The 19,621-nt window shown below is 69.9% G+C and carries 13 protein-coding genes; 7 read left to right on the top strand and 6 right to left on the bottom strand.

Annotated elements, in window-relative coordinates:
• Window positions 1-198: 198 nt before the first annotated feature.
• On the bottom strand, window positions 199-594 hold the full coding sequence (locus WA670_RS41390; RefSeq protein WP_162836026.1) for a PaaI family thioesterase: 396 nt from the start codon (window positions 592-594) through the stop codon (window positions 199-201).
• A 107-nt stretch (window positions 595-701) separates the two neighbouring features.
• Here WA670_RS41390 and polA point away from each other — a divergent pair, with 107 nt between their 5' ends.
• From polA to WA670_RS41360, 6 genes are all read left to right on the top strand, one after another.
• Window positions 702-3,440: a DNA polymerase I gene (polA, locus tag WA670_RS41385; protein WP_336161583.1), complete on the top strand. Its 2,739-nt coding sequence runs from the start codon at window positions 702-704 to the stop codon at window positions 3,438-3,440.
• A 699-nt stretch (window positions 3,441-4,139) separates the two neighbouring features.
• Window positions 4,140-5,768, top strand: a complete 1,629-nt coding sequence (locus tag WA670_RS41380; RefSeq protein WP_336161582.1) for a trypsin-like peptidase domain-containing protein — start codon at window positions 4,140-4,142, stop codon at window positions 5,766-5,768.
• Window positions 5,765-8,044: a serine/threonine-protein kinase gene (locus WA670_RS41375; RefSeq protein WP_336161580.1), complete on the top strand. Its 2,280-nt coding sequence runs from the start codon at window positions 5,765-5,767 to the stop codon at window positions 8,042-8,044. The genes WA670_RS41380 and WA670_RS41375 overlap by 4 nt, the downstream gene beginning before the upstream one ends.
• An 18-nt stretch (window positions 8,045-8,062) precedes the next feature.
• On the top strand, window positions 8,063-9,457 hold the full coding sequence (locus WA670_RS41370; RefSeq protein ID WP_134668003.1) for a VWA domain-containing protein: 1,395 nt from the start codon (window positions 8,063-8,065) through the stop codon (window positions 9,455-9,457).
• Window positions 9,454-10,539, top strand: coding sequence for a hypothetical protein (locus WA670_RS41365; RefSeq protein ID WP_336161577.1), 1,086 nt, complete (start codon window positions 9,454-9,456; stop codon window positions 10,537-10,539). The genes WA670_RS41370 and WA670_RS41365 overlap by 4 nt, the downstream gene beginning before the upstream one ends.
• Window positions 10,536-11,837 carry an ABC transporter substrate-binding protein gene (locus tag WA670_RS41360; protein ID WP_336161575.1) on the top strand — a complete coding sequence of 434 codons (1,302 nt, stop codon included), beginning with the start codon at window positions 10,536-10,538 and terminating at the stop codon, window positions 11,835-11,837. The genes WA670_RS41365 and WA670_RS41360 overlap by 4 nt, the downstream gene beginning before the upstream one ends.
• A gap of 721 nt (window positions 11,838-12,558) precedes the next feature.
• On the opposite strand, the gene WA670_RS41355 is transcribed toward WA670_RS41360, so the two are convergent.
• The 5 genes from WA670_RS41355 to WA670_RS41335 all read right to left on the bottom strand — a co-directional run bounded on the left by WA670_RS41355 (window position 12,559) and on the right by WA670_RS41335 (window position 17,646).
• The gene (locus WA670_RS41355; protein WP_037818094.1) at window positions 12,559-13,128 is read right to left on the bottom strand and encodes a TetR/AcrR family transcriptional regulator; all 570 of its coding nucleotides are present in this window, start codon (window positions 13,126-13,128) and stop codon (window positions 12,559-12,561) included.
• Complete coding sequence (locus WA670_RS41350; RefSeq protein ID WP_336161594.1) at window positions 13,125-15,020, bottom strand: YhgE/Pip domain-containing protein; 1,896 nt, start codon at window positions 15,018-15,020, stop codon at window positions 13,125-13,127. Before WA670_RS41350 ends, WA670_RS41355 begins: the two co-directional genes overlap by 4 nt.
• Window positions 15,021-15,046: 26 nt before the next feature.
• Window positions 15,047-15,775 carry an ABC transporter ATP-binding protein gene (locus WA670_RS41345; protein WP_336161574.1) on the bottom strand — a complete coding sequence of 243 codons (729 nt, stop codon included), beginning with the start codon at window positions 15,773-15,775 and terminating at the stop codon, window positions 15,047-15,049.
• Window positions 15,776-15,883: 108 nt separating this feature from the next.
• On the bottom strand, window positions 15,884-16,858 hold the full coding sequence (locus WA670_RS41340; RefSeq protein WP_442893168.1) for a GNAT family N-acetyltransferase: 975 nt from the start codon (window positions 16,856-16,858) through the stop codon (window positions 15,884-15,886).
• On the bottom strand, window positions 16,795-17,646 hold the full coding sequence (locus WA670_RS41335; protein WP_336161571.1) for a class I SAM-dependent methyltransferase: 852 nt from the start codon (window positions 17,644-17,646) through the stop codon (window positions 16,795-16,797). Before WA670_RS41335 ends, WA670_RS41340 begins: the two co-directional genes overlap by 64 nt.
• 345 nt (window positions 17,647-17,991) lie before the next feature.
• On the opposite strand from WA670_RS41335, the gene rpsA reads away from it, so the two are divergent.
• Window positions 17,992-19,485: a 30S ribosomal protein S1 gene (gene rpsA, locus WA670_RS41330; RefSeq protein WP_037818097.1), complete on the top strand. Its 1,494-nt coding sequence runs from the start codon at window positions 17,992-17,994 to the stop codon at window positions 19,483-19,485.
• The last annotated feature ends 136 nt before the right edge of the window (window positions 19,486-19,621 follow it).

Here is a 19,621-nt window from a genome sequence, read left to right as displayed (position 1 = left end):
CTAGCGCCCCAATGTGGCATTGGGTGCATGTGACGCAACGAATGCCGCATTGGGTGCGTGGGATGCACCCAATGTGGCATTGGGGGTTTCTCAGCAGCGGGTGCGGGTGTGTCGATCCTGGGCGCGGACGGTCGTGAGGGGAGCCCTGAGGGAATCAGAGTTCCTCAGGGTTCCCCTCACGACCGCCTCTCCGTGGGATTAGGCGCCTGGCGGGCGGTCCCGGACGACGCAGGTGAGCCTGGCGGTGCAGGTGCGGCGGCCTTCGTCGTCGGTGAGCACGATTTCCGACGTGATGGTGCCTCGTCCGACGTGCAGGGGGGTCGCGACTCCGGTCACGGTGCCGGAGCGGACTGCGCGGTGGTGGGTGCAGGACAGCTCAAGACCCATCGCGGCGCGTTCCGGGCCTGCGTTCAGTGCGGCCAGCACCGAGCCCAGGGCTTCGGCGACGGTGGCGTTCGCGCCGCCGTGCAGGAGGCCGTAGGGCTGGAGGTTGCCTTCGACGGGGATCGTGCCGACGACCCGCTCGGGGGTCAGCTCCACGAGCTTCAGCCCGATCTTGTCGTTCAGCTGCTGGTCCGCGGCCGCGGGGTCCATGCCCGCGAACTGGCCCGGCGTGATTTCCGCCGTCTGCTCGGTCACTCTCTGCTCCTCAACCTATGCGACACGCAAGAGTGTCAGACCCTCACCCTAGACTCGCCCCCGTGAGCCCGAGTGAGAACCGAACCGTTGCCAAGACCACAGGCGCCGCCGGTGCGCAGGAACGACCCCGGCTGCTGCTGATCGACGGCCATTCGATGGCCTACCGCGCCTTCTTCGCCCTGCCCGCGGAGAATTTCCGCACGAAGACCGGGCAGGTCACCAACGCGGTCTTCGGCTTTACCTCGATGCTCATCAACCTGCTGCGCGACGAGAAGCCGACGCACCTCGCGGTCGCCTTCGACCTCTCGCGCAAGACCTTCCGGTCGGAGACGTACGCCGACTACAAGGCCAACCGCAGCGCCACGCCGGACGAGTTCCGCGGCCAGGTCGACCTGGTCAAAGAGGTGCTCGACGTGCTCGGCATCCCTTCGCTCACGAAGGAGAACTACGAGGCCGACGACGTCATCGCCACGCTCACCACGCAGGCGGGCGAGGACTACGACGTCCTGATCTGCACCGGCGATCGCGACGCGTTGCAGCTCGTCACCGATCGGGTGACTGTTTTGTACCCGAAGCGGGGCGTCTCCGACCTCGTGCGGTTCACGCCGGACGCGGTGGAAGAGAAATACGGCCTCACGCCGACCCAGTACCCGGACTTCGCGGCCCTGCGCGGCGACCCGTCGGACAACCTGCCCGGCATCCCCGGCGTGGGGGAGAAGACCGCGGCCAAGTGGATCCGGCAGTTCGGCAGCCTGGCCGACCTGATCGACCGGGTCGACGAGGTCAAGGGCAAGGTCGGCAACGCGCTGCGCGAGCACCTGTCCTCGGTGCAGCTCAACCGGCAGCTCACCGAACTGGTCCGCGACGTGCCGCTGGAGTCCGTGCCGGACCAGCTGGAGCTGCGCCCGTGGGACCGCGAGGCAGTGCACCGGCTCTTCGACGAGCTGGAGTTCCGCGTCCTGCGCGACCGCCTGTTCGAGACGCTGAGCAGCGCCGAACCGGAGGCCGAGGAAGGCTTCGAGGTGTCCGGCTCCGCGCTCGCGCCAGGTGCGCTCGGCGCGTGGCTCGAAGCGCACGCCGGAGCGGCCGAGCCGGTCGCGCTGTCGTTCCGCACCACGGGTTCGTCGGTCCGTTCCGACCTCAAGGCGGTCGCCTTCGCCACGGCTGACGGCGAGGGTGCGTACGTCGACGTCACGGCGATGGACGAGGCGGACGACCGGGCGCTGTCGGCGTGGCTGGCGGACCCGAAGATCCGCAAGATCGGCCACGACCTGAAGGTGCCGCTGCACGCGGTGCGCTCCCGCGGCTGGACGTTCGGCGGGCTCAGCATGGACACCGCGCTCGCCGCATACCTCGCGCGGCCGGGGCAGCGCACGTTCGGGCTGGACGATCTGGCCCTGCGCTACCTGCACCGCGAGCTGCGCTCGGAAGCGGGAGACGGCGACGGCCAGCTGTCGCTGCTCGACGGCGGCGCGGACGAGCTGGAGCAGAAGGAAATCTCCGCCGAACTGGTGAAGGCCCGCGCGGTCTTCGAGCTGGCCGGCGCGCTTGCCACCGAACTGGAGGAGCTCGGCGGCGCGAAGCTGCTGGCCGAGCTCGAACTCCCGCTGCTGGAAGTGATCACCGAACTGGAAGCGGCGGGCATCGCGGTCGACGTCGACCAGCTCACCGAGCTGGAGGCGCACTACCTCAGCCGGGTCACGCAGGCCGCGGAATCCGCGTACGAGGTGATCGGCAAGCAGATCAACCTCGGTTCGCCGAAGCAGCTGCAGGTGGTGCTGTTCGACGAGCTGGGCATGCCGAAGACCAAGCGCACCAAGACCGGCTACACCACCGACGCGGACGCGCTGCAGTCGCTGTTCGAGAAGACCGAGCACCCGTTCCTGCAGCACATGCTGGAACACCGCGACGCGACGCGGCTGCGCACCACGGTCGAGGGCCTGATCAAATCGGTCGCCGACGACGGGCGCATCCACACCACGCTGCAGCAGACGATCGCGGCCACCGGACGGCTGTCGTCGATCGAGCCGAACCTGCAGAACATCCCGGTGCGCACCGAGGAAGGCAGGCGCATCCGCGACGCGTTCGTGGTCGGCGACGGCTACGTCGAGCTGATGACCGCGGACTACAGCCAGATCGAAATGCGGATCATGGCGCACCTGTCGAAGGACGAGGGCCTCATCGAGGCCTTCAACAGCGGCGAGGACCTGCACACGTTCGTCGCGTCGCGCGCGTTTTCCGTGCCCGCCGCGGAAATCACGGCGGAACAGCGCTACCGCGTCAAGGCGATGTCGTACGGATTGGCGTACGGCTTGTCGGCGTACGGCTTGTCGCAGCAGCTGAAGATCTCGACGGAAGACGCGAAAGAGCAGATGGAGGCGTACTTCTCGCGGTTCGGCGGGGTGCGCGACTACCTGCAGTCGGTCGTCGGGGAGGCTGCGAAGCGCGGGTACACCGAGACGATCTTCGGCCGCCGCCGCTACCTGCCGGACCTGAACAGCGACAACCGGCAGCGCCGCGAAATGGCCGAGCGGATGGCGCTCAACGCCCCGATCCAGGGCAGCGCGGCCGACATCATCAAGGTGGCGATGCTGAACGTGCACCGCGCCCTCGCCGAAGCGGGCTCGCGCAGCCGCGTGCTGCTCCAGGTCCACGACGAACTGGTCCTGGAAATCGCCGACGGCGAGCGTGCGGACGTCGAGAAACTGGTCCGCGAGGGCATGGGCTCTGCCGCGGAACTCACCGTGCCCCTGGAGGTTTCGGTCGGATACGGACGCTCGTGGAACGAGGCCGCGCACTGAGCTGAGGCACGCCCGGGGCCGGTCGGCGACTGGTCCCGGGCACTCAGGCACAGCGGGGCTGGAACGGACTCGGCGAGTCCGAGCGGGCGGGCACGAGTCGGCCGTGCGGGCGAGGGAGTCCGGCCAGCGATCGCGGTTCGTCGGCGTGGACGAAAGAAATCGGCGGCTCGCCCGTTCGGACGAGCACGAGCGGGGATTCACGGATCTTCGCCGCGGGCAAGGCAATCGGCGGCACATCCGGGCAAGCGCGCGAATCGGCGGCACCGGCGACAGCTCTGCGCCGAAGGCGAACACCGGCACGGGCAACGGGATCGGTAGCGAATCCAGCTGAGCAAACCCGCGCGGGCAACGGGATCGGTAGCGAACCCAGCCGGGCAAGCCCGCACGGGCAACGGAATAGGTAGCGAACCCAGCCGGGCAAACCCGAATCAGCAGCCTCCGCAGATTCGCCGGTCGCCTCGGCCAACCCGCGTCGAACCGGGCGCGGAAGGCCCAGAACCCTTGCCCGCCAACCCAAGCAAGATCGCCACCACCGTCGCGGCGATCTGACTGCCCGCCAGCACGATGCGACTCCCCGAAACCGGTGTCACCCACGAGAAGTGTCTGCACGCCGCTGAACGGGTGAGCTTGCTGCTCCAGCGTGGGCCACTTTCCGCGAACGCCGCCCGGGCCGCCGATCGCGCGGCGTAGGGTCCCCTCGTGGGGTACCAGGCCGAGCGTCGACGCTGGCGGGTTCGCCTGCGCGACCGCACCGGCGGGATCCGCGGGGCAGGCACCATGCTCGACGAGGACCATGTGCTCACCTGCGCGCACGTCGTCGAGCGGGCGGGCGGGCCGGACGCGGACGTCCTGGTCGATTTCGTCGGGCTGCCCGGCACCCCGGTCGGTTCCGGCCGCGTCGTGCCGGGGGCGTGGGTGCCGCCGGGGCCGGACGAGCGCGGCGACATCGCCGTGCTGCGGCTGGCCGAGCGGGTGCCGGGAGCCAAGGGCGCGCCGTTGTACCGGATGCCGTTGTCCGACGGGCAGGCCGTGCGCGCCTACGGGTTTCCGGAAGGCGCGGACGAGGGGCTGTGGACGTTCGGCGAGCTCGCCGGCGAGGGCGGGCCCGGATGCGAATGGGTGCAGCTGGGCCGGAAGAACGACGACCAGCCGATCACCGGCGGGTTCAGCGGCACCGCCGTGCTCGACGAGGAGACCGGCCGCGTGGTCGGCATGGTCGTGTCCCGCTACCAGGCCGAGGGCGAGCGGGTCGCGTGGATGATCCCGGTCGAGACGATTCTCGGCTACCTCGGCGCGGACCGGTGGGGGCGGGGGAGCCCGGCCGTCGACCAGACCTTCGGCCGCGAACTCGACCGGGTCGCCTACGACCCGCAGTTCGCGCGCGAGGTCGTGGGCTGGTTCGGCGAGGGGCGTGGCGTGTGGATCGTCGTGACCGGCGAGGCCGGGTCCGCGAAGGCCGCCGCGCTGGATCTCGCGGTGGTGCTTGCCGACCGGGAGCGTTCGGCGGCGGCGAACGCACTGCGCGACACCCTGGCCAAGGAAACCTTGCCGCCGGCGGGAAGCGTCGACCTCGCGGTGGACGCGGCGGGCAAGACCTCGGCTCAGGTGCGGCAGCGGCTCGCCGAGCGGCTTGACCTCACGCTGGACAACGGGGTGACGCATTCGGGCGTCGGCCGCACGGTGGTGGTGAACGCGATCGACGACGCGGCCGAGCCGGAACAGCTGATCGGCGAGGTGCTCGCGCCGCTCGCGGACCGCGCCGCGGGGCTGGGGATCCGGCTCGCGCTCGGGTTCCGCCGCGAGTCGTCGCCGGGGCTGACGGAGTTGCGGTCGCGCCGGAACGGAGCGCGCCCGGACGGGTTGGCGCGCCGGATTTCCGCGCTGGACAAGCAGATCGACGAACTCGCCGCGATCGAGGAACACCTCTCCGAATTGGCCCCGCGGTTCGCGGTGAGCGACATTCCGCCGCCGCGAGTGCGTCGCCGGCGTGGCGCGGTGAGCCGGTTGCAGGAAGCCGCCGATCTCGGTGAGGTCGCGTGGGCGGAACGACACGTCGAGGAGGTCGCCGGGGTGGTGGCCGCCGATCTGGCCGCGGCGAAAAGCGCACGCGATCGGCTGGACGCGGCACATGACCGCCGTACCGAGTTGAGGTTTCGTCTCGACGGTTACGGAGAGCGCGCCCGCGCAGCTGGCCGGGTGGAGGATCCGCTGCTGGATTCGTTGTACGCCAACGCTTGGCATCTGCTGTACGACGGCGCGTGCGATCCGGAGGAGGCCGCGGCGGCCGTCGAGGCGTTCGGTGCCGCGGTGCGCAAGGGGAATCGATGACCGCCTGCGCCCGCCTGAACTGCTCCGGCACGATCAGTCGCGCCGGGTTCTGCGCGAAATGCGGCTGGGCGCCGGGATCCGAGCCGAAGAAGCCGCCGCCGAAAGCCGACGCGACGCTCGTCATCCCCGCTCCGGGCGCGAGCCGGATCGCCGACACCGTCGTCACGCGGGAGCAGCAGACCGCCGGGCACGGCACCGGCGACGACTACATCCCGCTCCCGGTAGTCGTCCTGCCGGACATCGCCGGGCGCGTCCTCGCCGATCCGCACGTCGCCGAGGACGAACGGTACTGCGGCAAACGCGGTTGCGGCGCGCCGGTCGGCCGCTCGGCGGGTGGCCGTCCCGCGCGCACCGAAGGCTTCTGCTCGCAGTGCGGGACGCCGTTTTCCTTCTCTCCCAAGCTGTTTCCGGACGACGTGGTCGACGGCCGCTACCAGGTGCACGGCTGCATCGCCCGCGGCGGGCTCGGGTACGTCTACCTCGGCACCGACCTGCGGCTGAAGCAGTACGTCGCGCTGAAAGGCCTGCTCAACACCGGCGACGAAGCCGCGGTGCGGATCGCCGAGACCGAGAGCCAGGTGCTGACCTCGCTCGACCACCCGAACATCGTCCGGATCCACGACGTCGCCACGCATCCCGATCCGCACGGCGGGCCGGACGCGCGCTACATCGTCATGGAGTTCGTCGACGGCCTCCCGCTCGCGGAGGTGATGCGGCGCGGCCGCGCGATGCTCGACGGGCCCGAGGGCAAACTCCTGGTCGAACACGTCGTGGCGTACGGCCGGGAGATCCTCACCGCGCTCGGCTACCTGCACGAACAGGGGCTGCTGTACTGCGATCTGAGCCCGCAGAACGTGATCCACGGCGAGAAGCGGGTCAAGCTGATCGATTTCGGCGCGATCCGCAAGATCGGCGACCAGACCAGCCCGATCGTCGGCAACCCGCGGTTCCAGATCGGCGCGACCGAACTGGACGAGCACGGCCTCACCGTGCGCTCGGACATCCACACCGTCGGCGCGACGCTGCGCGACCTGTTCCGCTGCAGCGACGGCTGGCCGCGTCCGGCCGACAAACGGATCGCGCTCGGCGTCGAATCCTTCACCCAGGTGCTCGACCGCGCGACCGGGCCGTACGAGCACCGGTTCGCCACCACCGGCGAAATGCTCGTGCAACTCGACGGCGTCCTGCACGAGATCCTTTCGCTGCGCGATCGTCAGTCGCGCCCGTCGATCTCCACCCTGTTCACCGAGGCGGCGGTACTGCTGGACGCCGGGCTCGGCCAGCCGCGGCCGGTCGGGGAGTGGGTGCGTCGCGCCTGGCGCACCGCGGGCCCGCTCGGCGCGCTGCCCGCACCGCTCGACATCGCGCTCGGATTGCCGGTGCCGCACGAGGATCCGCACGATCCGGCGGTCACCTTCCTGCGCACCGTCCGCGCACCGGATCCCGCTCGGCTGCTGAAGAAACTCGAACGCGCGGACTCGACGGTCGAGGTCGAGCTGCGCCGCTGCCGGGCCTGGATCGAACTGTCCGAAATGGACTCAACCGGCACGGAGCAAGCCTCGCGACGAGTGGACGCGGCCGAGAAACTGCTCGGTGCCCGGGCGAAGCACGACTGGCGGATCGCCTGGCATCGCGGGCTGGTCGCGCTCGCCGCCGGTGCCGTGGAGACCGCGCAGACCTGGTTCGAGCGCGTCCACCGCGACATCCCGGGGGAGGAGACGCCGAAGCTCGCGCTCGGCCTGTGCGCGGAGCACTGCGGCGGCCCGAAGAAGGCGGCGCGCTACTACGACGCGCTGTGGGTGCGCGACCATCTGCAGGTCAACGCCGTTTTCGGGCTGGCTCGCGGGCATCTGCAGCTGGACGAGCGCACGGCCGCGGTGGAACTGCTGGACCAGGTCCCGGAGTACTCGCGGCACGACGAGGCGGCCCGGATCGCCGGAATCCGCGTGCGCGCGGGCATCCTGCCGGTGGGCGACGCCCTGCCCGACATCGAGGACCTGGCCGAGGCGATCGACCGGCTGTCCGCGCTGGAAGTGGACCGCGACACCGCGGATCGGCTCACCGCAGAGGTCCGCGAGAGCGCGCTGCGGTGCTACCTGGCCGGGATGCGCGGGATGCCGCCGGGCCCGGTGCTCGGCGAACGGCTCGACGAGCACGGGCTTCGGCTGCTGGTGGAGCAGTCGTACCGGCGGATCGCGCGCCGGGCGGGTTCGGCGGAGTACCACGACGCTTTGGTCGACCGCGCGAACGAGACGAGGCCGACGACCTGGGTGTAGGCGGCGAAGGGGCGAGGGATGAGCAAGGGTTGGGACGTCGAGGTCCATCAGAACCGCTACCTCGGCGAAGGCGACACCGCGATGCAGGCCGTGGTCACCGTTTCCGCGCGCGCCGACGGCGACGCCGCTTTTCGTCCGCCGGGCGCGGAAGTGCTTCTGGTCGACTGCTCGACCTCGATGCGCTACCCGCCCACGAAGATCGCCGCCGCGCGCCGGGCCGCAGCCGCGGCGATCTGGGCCCTCCCGGACGGCGTCGCTTTCGCCGTCGTCCGCGGCACCGAGCGCGCCGACCTGGCGTATCCGGCGGAGTTCGGTCTCGCGGTCGCGTCGAACGAAACGCGGGCAGCCGCAGTCGCCGCAGTGGAGCGGTTCGTCGCGGTCGGCGGCACCGCGATGGGCACCTGGCTGGAGTGCGCAAGGCACCTGTTCGCTTCGGTGCCGGATGCAGTGCGCCACGCGATCCTGTTGACCGATGGGAACAACCAGTCGCAATCTCCGGAGGCACTGCGTCGCGAGCTGGACGCCTGTGAAGGCCAATTCGTCTGTGACGCAAGGGGAATCGGCGACGGCTGGCAACGCGCCGAGCTGGTCGAGATCGGCCGGGTGCTGCGCGGTTCCGTCGACTCGGTGGTGCGCGACGAAGACCTGGTCGACGACTTCCGCGCACTGATGGCCGCGGCGCTCGCCAAGGTCATCCCGTCGGCGCGGCTGCGGATCGGCGTCACCGAGCAGACCACGCTCCGGTTCGTGAAACAGGTCTGGCCGAGCGAATACGACCTGACCTCGCGCTGCGTCCCCGACGGCGACCGGAAAACGGTCCTCTCCCTCGGCTCCTGGAGCGCCGGCGAGACCCGGGAATTCCAGCTCGCGGTCGAGGTTTCGGCAGACGCTCCACCGGAATACGGCTCCGACCGGATGCTCGCCTGGGTCGAGGTCGACGGCTCACCGGATTCGGCGGTGCCCGTTCTGGCGCACTGGACCCGCGACCCGGTCGCACCGACACTGGTCGACCCGAAGGTGCGCCGCTACACCATGCACGCCGAGTTGAGCGAGGCACTGGTCAACGCCGACGAGGCCTACGCCGCGGGCGACCACGCCAGAGCGGCGCGGGAATGGGGCCAGGCCGTCGAAATCGCCACGCGGACCGGCAACACGGAGGTGCTGCGCCGGCTCGCCCGGGTAGTCGAAACGGACGGCGACGACGTGCGCCTGCGCCCCGAGGTCACCCGCAGCGAACTGCTCAACCTGCTGGTCTCCACGGTCTCGAACGTCGGCGGCGAACCTCGCGACACCCGCGCCGTGCCCGTTCCGGACGCCGAACCGGCGATCTGCCTGCAGTGCGGAAACCCGAACCCGTGCGACGCGCGATTCTGCGAGGAGTGCGGCGAACGGTTCGACGGAGGTGCCGCGTGACGCTGCGGACACGACAAGCGCTCGTGCGGATCCGGGCAGTGCTGCTGGCCGGGACCGTGCTCGCGCTGGTCACGTCGTACCTCGCGGTGAGCGGCGTGGTCCGGACAGCCGACCAGATCTCGTCCGCGACCAGCCGGGCGATCCTCGAGGTCGCGGCCGCGCGGGACGCCCTCGTGTCCGCCGACGCCGCCGCCATCGCCAGTTTCGCTTCCGGCGAAGCGAAACTGGCCGGTCCAGGACAGGAGTACGAAAACCGGATGGCGTCGGCGAGCCAAAGCCTCGCGCGCGTCGCGGAGTTCAACCAGGCAGGCGAGCCTGGCACCGGAACCCTGCAAACCGTCGAAGGCCTGGTCGCGTCGTACTCCGGCGCCATGGGCCAAGCGGACGCGCACTTCCGGCAACCCGGCGGGGAACTGGTCGGGCTGGCCGACCTCTGGTATGCCTCGCTGCTGCTGCACGGCCCCGACAACGTCCTCGACCTGCTGGGCAAACTGCAAAAAGACGAACGCGCCGCCCTGGACACCCAGATCTCCGGCACGAGGATGAGCGCGGGCCCGCTGATCCTCTGGCTCCTGCCGCCGCTCGTCCTGCTCGCCCTGCTGGTGTCGACGCAGGTCTTCCTCCGCCAACGCTTCCGCCGCCGCTTGAACCTGCCCCTGCTGGGCGCGACCGCCCTAGGACTGGGCGTCGTCGCGGGTCTGCTGCTGGCCGCCGCCCTCGCCGGACGCCTCGATACCGTGCGCAGCAGCGTGGACGAAGCAGTCGCCGTCCGAGAGAAAAGCATCGAAGCCGCCGACGCCGACGGCCACGCCCGCTTAGCCGCCCTCCTGTACCAACGCTGCGGCCCACCCGGCTGCGGGTCCACTGTGGACGATTTCCGCCGCCAAACCCTCTCCGCCTCGACCACCGCTCCAGCGCAGAACGCCATCACGTCCGCCGCCCGCGCCGTGACGTCCGCCGGAACCGCAGCCACCGAATCCGGCGGCCTGTCAGTGCTGGTCCCGGCCGCCCTGATCCTCGCCGGAGCCCTGACCGTCGTCGGCTTGTACCGAAGGATCGACGAATACCGGTACCGCCCATGAACCGTCCACTGTGGAAGAACTTGCTCCTGCTGGCCGCCGCCGCGCTGGTAGCGGCTTCGTCGGCGTGCGGAGTCGCCGCAGGCAGCAACACGCTGCAGGTGATCGGCGTCTGGACCGAAGGCGAGGAAGCCGCCTTCAACCAGGTCAAGCAACGCTTCGAAGCGAAGACCGGCATCGAAGTCCACTATCAAGGCACGCGCGCGGTAGAGCAGGTCCTGGCCGCCGACGTCCAGCAAGGCGCCGCCCCCGACATCGCAGTCCTGTCCAGCCCCGGCCTCTTGGCCGACTACGCCCGCCGCCAGGAAATCAAACCCCTCGACTTCCTGGAACCCCAAGCCGAATCCTTCTACGGCAGGCAATGGGTCAACCTGCAACGCCTCGGCACCGGAAAGCTCTACTCCGTCGCGGTGAAGGCCGACCTCAAAAGCGCGATCTGGTACCGCCCAGCAACCCTGCCGGGCCCGAAACCCACCACCTGGCCGCAGCTGGTAACCCTGGCGAACAGCCAGAACACCCCTTGGTGCCTAGGCTTAGCCGCCCCTCCCACCTCCGGCTGGCCCGGCACCGACTGGATCGAAGACATCCTGCTGCACTCCGCAGGCCCGGAGATCTACCGCCAATGGTCCGCCGGAACTCTCCCGTGGACCTCAGACCCAGTACGCAAAGCGTTCCAAGACTGGGGCACCCTGGCAGTACACCCCGGCGGCATCCAAGGCGGCTCCCCCTCCGCCCTGCTCACCGACTTCCGAGACGCAGCCCGCCCCCTCTTCGCCGACCCGCCAGGCTGCCGAATGGAACACCAGGGTTCGTTCGCGATGGGCAGCTACCAAACCATGCACCTGCACACCCCGGCCGGCCCCCGCCCGCAACCGGGAACCGACTACGACTTCTTCCCGTTCCCCGGCTCCGGCGCGTCAGAGGTTTCGGCGGACCTGGCCGCGATGTTCGCCGACACCCCGCAAGCCCGCCAGTTCCTGGAGTTCCTGGTCTCGCCGGAAGCCCAGCAAATCTGGGCAGGCAACCCCAACGCGACCGCCTTCTCCGCAGGAACCGCTGTCGCGAAGAACGTCTACCGCGACCCAGTGCGCCGCAAGGTCGCCGACACCCTCACCTCAGGAAAACCCGTCTGCTTCGACGCCTCCGACCTAATGCCCAAAACCATGACCGGCGCCTTCTACCGAGCAATCCTCGAATACACCGCAGACCCCACCCAACTGGAACCGTTGCTGACCCGCCTAGAAGACACGAGAAAAAGCATCCCCAACGCAGACTGGCTCAACGTCCCCTGTGGACAGTGAAGCCGTGAGGGGAACCCTCATTGACTCTGATTCCCCCAGGGTGGCCCTCACGACCGTTCGCCGGTCCGTGAAGGGCTCCTTCACGGACGTGGATTCCCTCAAGGAGCCCTTCACGCCCCACCCGCCAGCGCCCCACCCGCCCGCGATGCGCCCCAATGCGGCATTGGGTGCGTCAGACGCAACGAACGCCACATTGGGTGCGTCGCATGCACCCAATGCCACATTGGGGCGCTAGCCCCGCCACGAACGAAACCGCCACCGATGCACCCAACTGTCGGTGCACCCACACCACCCCCGCACCCCGATACGAAGCTCTCCTGCGGTCTGAGGGTGCTTGTCAAGGCATCTTTCCCGCCTTGACAAGCACCCTCAGACCGTCAGCACAATCAAGCTTCGGGGTGCCCCACGCAAGCAAGTGGCGCGATGTCGCCGCCAGGCGACGAGCCGAGACACCCCGAGGGAGGATTCACCCGCCCCCAAGCCCAGTCAGCGGTACCCCAGTAACCACGACCCCACTTAGCGTGACCCACGCAGGAAGAACCAACCCGGAAGGACCGAGCAATGATCAAACGCCTGTTCCAGACCGTCCTGCGGCACGGATGCTGCTCCGCCTGCACCGGCAAGGGCTGCGGCTGCTGCGCCAACTGCCACTAACCCCCAGGGGCCCGGCACCGAACGCCGGGCCCCACCACGTCGCCCAGGAAAGGCCACCCCCCGAGCTTCACCTCTTGACCCCGCGAATCAGCAACATCACCGACCCCAGCACATCCGCCCGATCCCGCGCCGGATGGAAAACCTGCCAATCCAACGCCACCACGAGCATCGTCCCGAACAACCCGGCCGCGGCCGTAGCGATGTCCAGCCCCTCCGGCAACCGCCCAGCCGCGTCCAACCGCTCCAGCTGCGCCTTCACGACAGCGATCAACTCTTCCCGCAGCAACGCCAACGTGTCGTGCCACCGCCCCGGCGTATGCCACAACTCGCTGACCACGATCTGCGAAAACCCCGGATACTCCGCGATGAACTCCAGCGTCGTATCCACCTGAGCCTCGATCACCGCCAACGGATCGTCGTCCGACCCGGCAGCCCGCAACCGCCCGGCGAGCAAATCCACGCCGAACCGGAGCAGCGAGTCGACGAGCCCGTCCTTGGACCCGAAGTTGTAGTAAACGGTCCCCTTGGCGACCCCGGCCTCAGCCGCGATGTCGTCAACAGTCAGCCCGACCAATCCGCGACTGGCCGACAGCCGCAAGGTGGCCTCGAAGAGCTTCCGTTTGGTCGTTTCCCTCACAGGCTCAGCTCGGGCTTGAGCGCCGAGACCGACCACACCCGGTGTTTGCGCGCCGCGAGAGTGGACAGCAGGATCCCGCCGACGAGGTACGCGACCAGCACCCCTACGTCACCGAGGATCTGCAGCGACGCGCCGGAATACAGCAGGTGCCGGAACCCGTCGATGGCATAGCCCATGGGCAGCACGATGTGCAGCGGATAGAGCGCGTCCGGAATGGTCTGCCACGGGAACGTGCCGCCCGCGCTCACCAGCTGCAGCACCAGCAGCACGAGCCCGAGGAACTTGCCGACCGCGCCGAAGAGCGCGTTCAGCGCGTGCACGATCGACGTGAAAGCCAGCGACACCAGACAGGCGAAGCCGATCGCGCCCAGCGGATGCGCCACGTGGATGCCGACCAGCCAGGTCACCGCGGCGAACAGCACGATCACCTGCCCCAGCCCCAGCACGGCCGAGGACAGCCAGCCGCCGAGCGCCACCCGCAGCGGCGACGCGCCGGCGGTGAGGGCGCGCGTCGACAGCGGGCGGATCAGCAGGAACAGCACGAACGCGCCGATCCAGGTGGCCAGCGAGATGAAGAACGGCGCGAGCCCGGCGCCGTAGGTGCCCGCGGACGCGACGCCGTTCGACGTGACCGCGACCGGGTCGGCGATCGTGTTCGCGGTGGCGGTCCGGGTCGGGTCGTCCGGGTTCGGGATCTGCTTCAGCCCGGCGGCGAGCCCGTCGCGCAGCTTCGCCGAACCGTCGGCGAGCTGGTCGGTGCCGGTGACGGCGGTCTTCTCGCCGCCGTTGAGCTTCGCCGCGCCGTCGCGCAGCTGGTTCGCGCCGTCGGACGCCTGCGCGATCCCGTTGGCCAGCTGCGGCGAGGCCGACGCGAGCTGGTGCGCCCCGTCGGACACCTGCCGGGCGCCGCTGGAGAGCTTCTGCAGGTCGCCGTTGGCGGACTGGATCTTCCCGTTCGCCTGGTTCGCGTCCGTGCGCAGCTTGTCGTAGTCGGCCAGGATCGCGTTCTTGAGATCCTCCGACATCCCGGATTCCTGCAGCTTCGCGGCCAGCTGGCCGCGGTAGCTGTCGATCCGGCCCATCACGTCGGACGAGGCGGACGCGGCCAGCGAGCCCGCGTTCGCCACCTTCTGGTTGCCGTCGGCCACCTGGCCCGCCCCGTCGGCGAGCTTCTGCGTCTGGCTCGGCAGCTGCGCGGTGCTCGATTTGAGCGTGCCCAGCCCGGTCGCGAGACTGCTCGACCCGGTGGCGAGCTGGCCCGCGCCGTCGGACAGTTGATGTTGCCCGGTCTGGAGTTTCGCCGCGCCGTCGGCCAGCTGCTTGGCCCCGTCGGTCGCTTCGGAGATCTTGCCGTAGATGGTGGAGAAGCCGACGAGGAACTTGTCCGCCGCCTCGCTGCCCACCTTCTCCGCGATCGTCTTGCGGACCTGGTCGGCCACCTGTTTCGCGATGGTGCCGGACAGGTAGTTGTTGGCGTCGTTGGTGGTGAGCGTGATGGTCGCCTGCTCCGGCTCGAAATTGCCGGACGACAGCAGCGCCTTCGAGAAGTCGTGCGGGATGCCGATGGCGAACGAGTACTTGTCGTCGCGCACGCCGTCCCGGGCGTCCTTTTCGGACACTTGGTGCCACTGGAAGGTGCCGGACTTCACCAGTTCGTCGGTCACCTCGCGGCCGACGTTGCGCTCGGCCCCGCCGGAGTCCTTCGCGCCGGCGTCCTCGGTGAACACCGCGGCCGGCAGCTTGTCGAGGCGGCCGTACGGGTCGTAGTTCGCGTAGAGGTAGAACGACGCGTACAGCAGCGGCACCATCACGAGCGCGAACATGGCGAGCTTCGGCAGGGTCCCGGTGGACAGCCTGCGCAGCTCGTTGCGCGCGATCCGGAACGCGTTCAGTCCGCCGGCCCGCTTGTGGGGGGTGGTCATGCCCGGTCTCCCTCGGAGTTCTCGGTTTCGGCGGTCAGTTCGGCGGTGTCCGGGAGCTGCCGGGTCTGCTCGGCCTCGGCGGGTTCCGGCGGGGCGTACAGCCGGACCGGGTCCGGCTGTACGGCCTCGCCGACCTTGGCGGGCGGGCAGGGGAGCGCCGACTCGGGCGTCGTCGCGGCCAGCACGGCCACCGCGAACCCGCGGGCGGCGTGCTCCTTCGCGACCGCGGCCCAGGTCTCGACGTTGCTGGTGTGCCGGTCGGGCGCGTCGAGGACGAGCACGCGCACGCCGTCGCGTTCGGCGGCCAGCGCGGCGAGCAGCCGGATGCGCAGCGCGGGCTCGAGATTCTCGAACCGGCTGTCGGCGTACGGAGCCGCGTCGTGCTGGGAGAGCCAGGCTGTGACAGCATCCTTGCTGGAAGGACGGTGTGCGAGCGCCAGTTCTTCGCCGGCGACGATGCGCAGCGACAAGGCTTCGTCCGGCTCGCTGACTCCCGGCGAGTCCACGACGGCCACGAGCCGCCGCAGGTCGCCCTCGGGTTCGGCGGTCACGGTCCCGGTGGTCGGCTTCAACCGTCCGGCCAGCGCGAGCGCCAGCGCGGTGATGCCGACGCCCGGTTCGCCGTGCACGACGGTGAGGCAGCCCTCCTCGACGGTGAGCGAGGTAGGCGGCAACAAGGGGCCGTGGGGACCCTTCAGGGACACCCGGTCGGCACGGACCTGCACTGGACACACTCCACGGATTTTGAACTGACTAGTCAGTTCAAAAGTTAGACCTGACCTGGCGAGGTCGGCAAGGCGGCTCGCCGGACGTCACACCAAAGAGCGGCGGCCTCAGCGCAAGGCCCACGCTGGGTGTGCCTCCCAGGACGTCCACAGCGGCCGGTAGCCCTGCCGGTGCCAGAACACCGACGACAGGGGATTGGTCGGGTTGTAATAGAGGTAGGTGCCGGTCGCGCCCTGGTTCAGCAGCTCGCGGTGCGCGCGGGCCATCAGCGCGCGGCCGATCCCGCGGCCGCGGCTGCCCGGGGCGGTGACGACGTTGTTCACGTACCCCCAGCGCCCGGTCGGCAGCAGCTCGGCGGCCTCGTTCCCGGGCGCGGATTCCACCCAGTCGCATTGCGCGAGCGCCGCCACTTCGCCGTCGGCCTCGGCGAGCCAGGTCGCTTTCTCGCCGAGCGCGCGGCGCAGCGCTGGGCCGAGCAGTTCCGCGGTCTGCTCGCGTTTCCGGTGCGCGACAAGGCCGGTGTAGTCGAAGGTCGCCGTGCACAGCGCCAGCGCCGCCGGGTAGTCGTCGGGTCCGGCGAGGCGGATCGACGCGTCCGCGGCGGTTTCTTCCGGCGCGACGGCGGGGCGAACCGCCAGTGCGGCCAGCGGAACGAGCCCGTGGTCGAGAAAAGCCCGGATGGCCTCGGCGTCGCGGCTCGGCCAGTTGACCACGCACGCCGAATCGGCGCCCGGCGCTTCAGTGTCCACTTGGGACCGAAGCGCGCCGAGCAGCGCGTCGAACGCTTCGGTGCCCGCGGTTTCCGGATCCGGGAACAGCTGCCACACCTCGGCCGCCGACCAGAGCAGGGGAGCGTCGCCCGGACCGTGCCGGTAGCGCTGGAGCATCGCGGAAACCCGCGTGCCGGACGCCGTCACCGCGCGCAGCCGCTCGCCGCCCGCGAGCGGGACGGGCGGCGGCAGGAGCGGGTCGAGTTCGGCGAATCGGCCTGCGGAGCTCACCGCCGCAGCGTAGCCGGTCAGTCGCGGCGCGTGCGGAAGATCGCGGTGCCGGGGAAAAGCCTGCCGCGCAGCGGGCTCCACTGGCCCCAGGTGCGCGTGTGGCCCGCCGGCCATTCCGGTTCGACGAGGTCCTCGAGCGCGAAGCCCGACGCGGCGAGCGCGCGCACGTAGTCGCCGAGCGTGCGGTGGTATTCGACGTACGTCGCGGTGCCGTCGTCGTCGACCTCGACGTACGGCGTGCGGTCGAAGTACGGCTGGGTCGCGGTGAGCCCCTGCGGCCCGGGATCGTCCGGGAAGATCCACCGCATCGGGTGGGTCACCGAGAACACCCACGGCGCGCCGGGGCGCAGCACCCGGCGCACCTCGCCGAACACGGTCTCCAGCGACGGCACGAAGGGGAGCGCGCCGAACGCGGAGCACGCGATGTCGAAACTCGCCGCGGCGAACGGAAGCCGCTCGGCGTTCGCCTGCACGAGGGGGACCGCCGCGCCGGTGCGGGCGTTCCCTTCGCGGGCGTGCCGGAGCATGCCGCCGGACAGATCGGTGGCGACCGGCTCGGCCCCGGCGGCGGCGAGCCAGCGCGAGCACGCGGCCTGTCCGCAGCCGACTTCGAGCACCCGCTTGCCGCGCACGTCGCCGAGCAGCCGCGCGTCTTCCTCGCGCACGCCCTCCGGGCACCAGACGAAATCGGCGTCGCCGAGGAATCCGCCGTGGGTAGCCTGGTAGTCGTCGGCATCCGCGTCCCACCAGGCCAGATTCGCCGCTTCCGCCTCGTTCCCGGCGACTTCGCGATGGGCGACGCCGACCGTGCCGAGCCGTTCCTCGGCGCTCGCGTGGCGGTCCGCCGGGGCCGCGGCGGGCTCGGGCATGCCGGTCTCCTCTCCCGGGTGCGGCCGGCTGGGCGCGGGGAATGCCCGGACCGGCGGAAACGTTGCGAGGAAGGTACCGGGAGCCGAGGGCGACCCTGATTGTGTCCCCCGGACAGGCCCGCGTACGATACGTGTTAGCGCAGTGGGGTTCGCGCTGCCTGGGTGACTACCCACCGGGGCCGCGCATCGTCAGCGGGTCATGCCGCGGTCGTTCACTGGTGGAACGTTTGGTCGCCGGACGTTTGAGCAGGGTCGTCGCATGCCGGTTGCGAGCCCGCCGCGTGCACTGCCGGTAGCCAACTTCACATCCACCTACGACACCCATCCACCGGAGCAACCCGCCTAATGACCACCGACACCGCCACCGCCCCGACCGCCCCGACCGGGGCCCCGCAGGTCGCCATCAACGACATCGGGTCGGAGGAAGACTTCCTCGCGGCTATCGACAAGACGATCAAGTACTTCAACGATGGGGACATCGTCGAGGGCACCATCGTCAAGGTCGACCGCGACGAGGTCCTGCTCGACATCGGGTACAAGACCGAGGGCGTCATCCCCTCGCGCGAGCTGTCCATCAAGCACGATGTCGACCCGGCCGAGGTTGTCGCCGTCGGCGATGAGGTCGAAGCCCTCGTTCTCCAGAAGGAGGACAAGGAAGGCCGTCTGATCCTGTCCAAGAAGCGCGCGCAGTACGAGCGCGCCTGGGGCACGATCGAGGAGCTCAAGGAGAAGGACGAGCCCGTCAAGGGCACCGTCATCGAGGTCGTCAAGGGCGGCCTCATCCTGGACATCGGCCTGCGCGGCTTCCTGCCCGCGTCGCTGGTCGAGATGCGCCGGGTGCGCGACCTGCAGCCCTACGTGGGCCGCGAGCTCGAGGCGAAGATCATCGAGCTGGACAAGAACCGCAACAACGTGGTCCTGTCCCGCCGCGCCTACCTCGAGCAGACCCAGTCCGAGGTGCGCAGCGAGTTCCTCAACGCGCTCGCCAAGGGCCAGGTCCGCAAGGGCGTCGTGTCCTCCATCGTCAACTTCGGCGCCTTCGTGGACCTGGGCGGCGTCGACGGCCTGGTGCACGTCTCCGAGCTGTCCTGGAAGCACATCGACCACCCGTCCGAGGTCGTCGAGGTCGGCCAGGAGGTCACGGTCGAGGTCCTGGACGTCGACATGGACCGCGAGCGCGTCTCGCTGTCGCTGAAGGCGACCCAGGAAGACCCGTGGCGCCAGTTCGCCCGCACCCACGCGATCGGCCAGATCGTGCCGGGCAAGGTCACCAAGCTGGTTCCGTTCGGTGCGTTCGTGCGCGTCGAAGAGGGCATCGAGGGCCTGGTGCACATCTCCGAGCTGGCCGAGCGCCACGTGGAGATCCCGGAGCAGGTCGTCCAGGTCAACGGCGACGTCATGGTCAAGGTCATCGACATCGACCTCGAGCGCCGCCGCATCTCGCTGTCGCTGAAGCAGGCGAACGAGGGCGTCACGCCGGAGACCGAGTTCGACCCCACCCAGTACGGCATGGCCGCCGAGTACGACGCCGAGGGCAACTACATCTACCCCGAAGGCTTCGACCCGGACACGCAGGAGTGGCAGGAAGGCTTCGACAAGCAGCGCGAGGAGTGGGAGCGGCAGTACGCCGAGGCCCACACGCGCTACGAGGCGCACATGGCCCAGGTCAAGAAGGCCGCCGAGGCCGACGCCGAAGCCGCTGCCGACGCCGCCACCGGCATCGAGGGCGGCGACCAGAGCTACACCTCGTCCGCCCCGGTCGAGGCGAAGAGCGGCGGCACGCTCGCCAGCGACGAGCAGCTCGCGGCCCTGCGCGAGAAGCTGTCGGGCGGCGCGTGAGCGACTGACTCGCTGAGTCTCTGACAAGTTCGGCCCCGGTCCTGGTGGACCGGGGCCGAATTGTTTTTCCGGGTCTTGGGGGCTGGCCGCAGTGGTGCGGGACGACGTTGGGCCTCGCGGCGAAATCGGCGAAACC

The organism is Amycolatopsis sp. VC5-11 (assembly GCF_037034185.1).
GTDB lineage: Bacteria > Actinomycetota > Actinomycetes > Mycobacteriales > Pseudonocardiaceae > Amycolatopsis > Amycolatopsis nivea.
Note: the sequence above shows the minus strand (reverse complement) of the source record. Positions and strands in the feature narration are given on the sequence as shown.

Coding starts and splice junctions, on each gene's coding strand:
- WA670_RS41390 (WP_162836026.1), bottom strand. CDS start 594: ATGGACCCCGCGGCCGCGGACCAGCAGCTGAACGACAAGATCGGGCTG.
- WA670_RS41375 (WP_336161580.1), top strand. CDS start 5,765: ATGACCGCCTGCGCCCGCCTGAACTGCTCCGGCACGATCAGTCGCGCC.
- WA670_RS41370 (WP_134668003.1), top strand. CDS start 8,063: ATGAGCAAGGGTTGGGACGTCGAGGTCCATCAGAACCGCTACCTCGGC.
- WA670_RS41360 (WP_336161575.1), top strand. CDS start 10,536: ATGAACCGTCCACTGTGGAAGAACTTGCTCCTGCTGGCCGCCGCCGCG.
- WA670_RS41335 (WP_336161571.1), bottom strand. CDS start 17,646: ATGCCCGAGCCCGCCGCGGCCCCGGCGGACCGCCACGCGAGCGCCGAG.
- rpsA (WP_037818097.1), top strand. CDS start 17,992: ATGACCACCGACACCGCCACCGCCCCGACCGCCCCGACCGGGGCCCCG.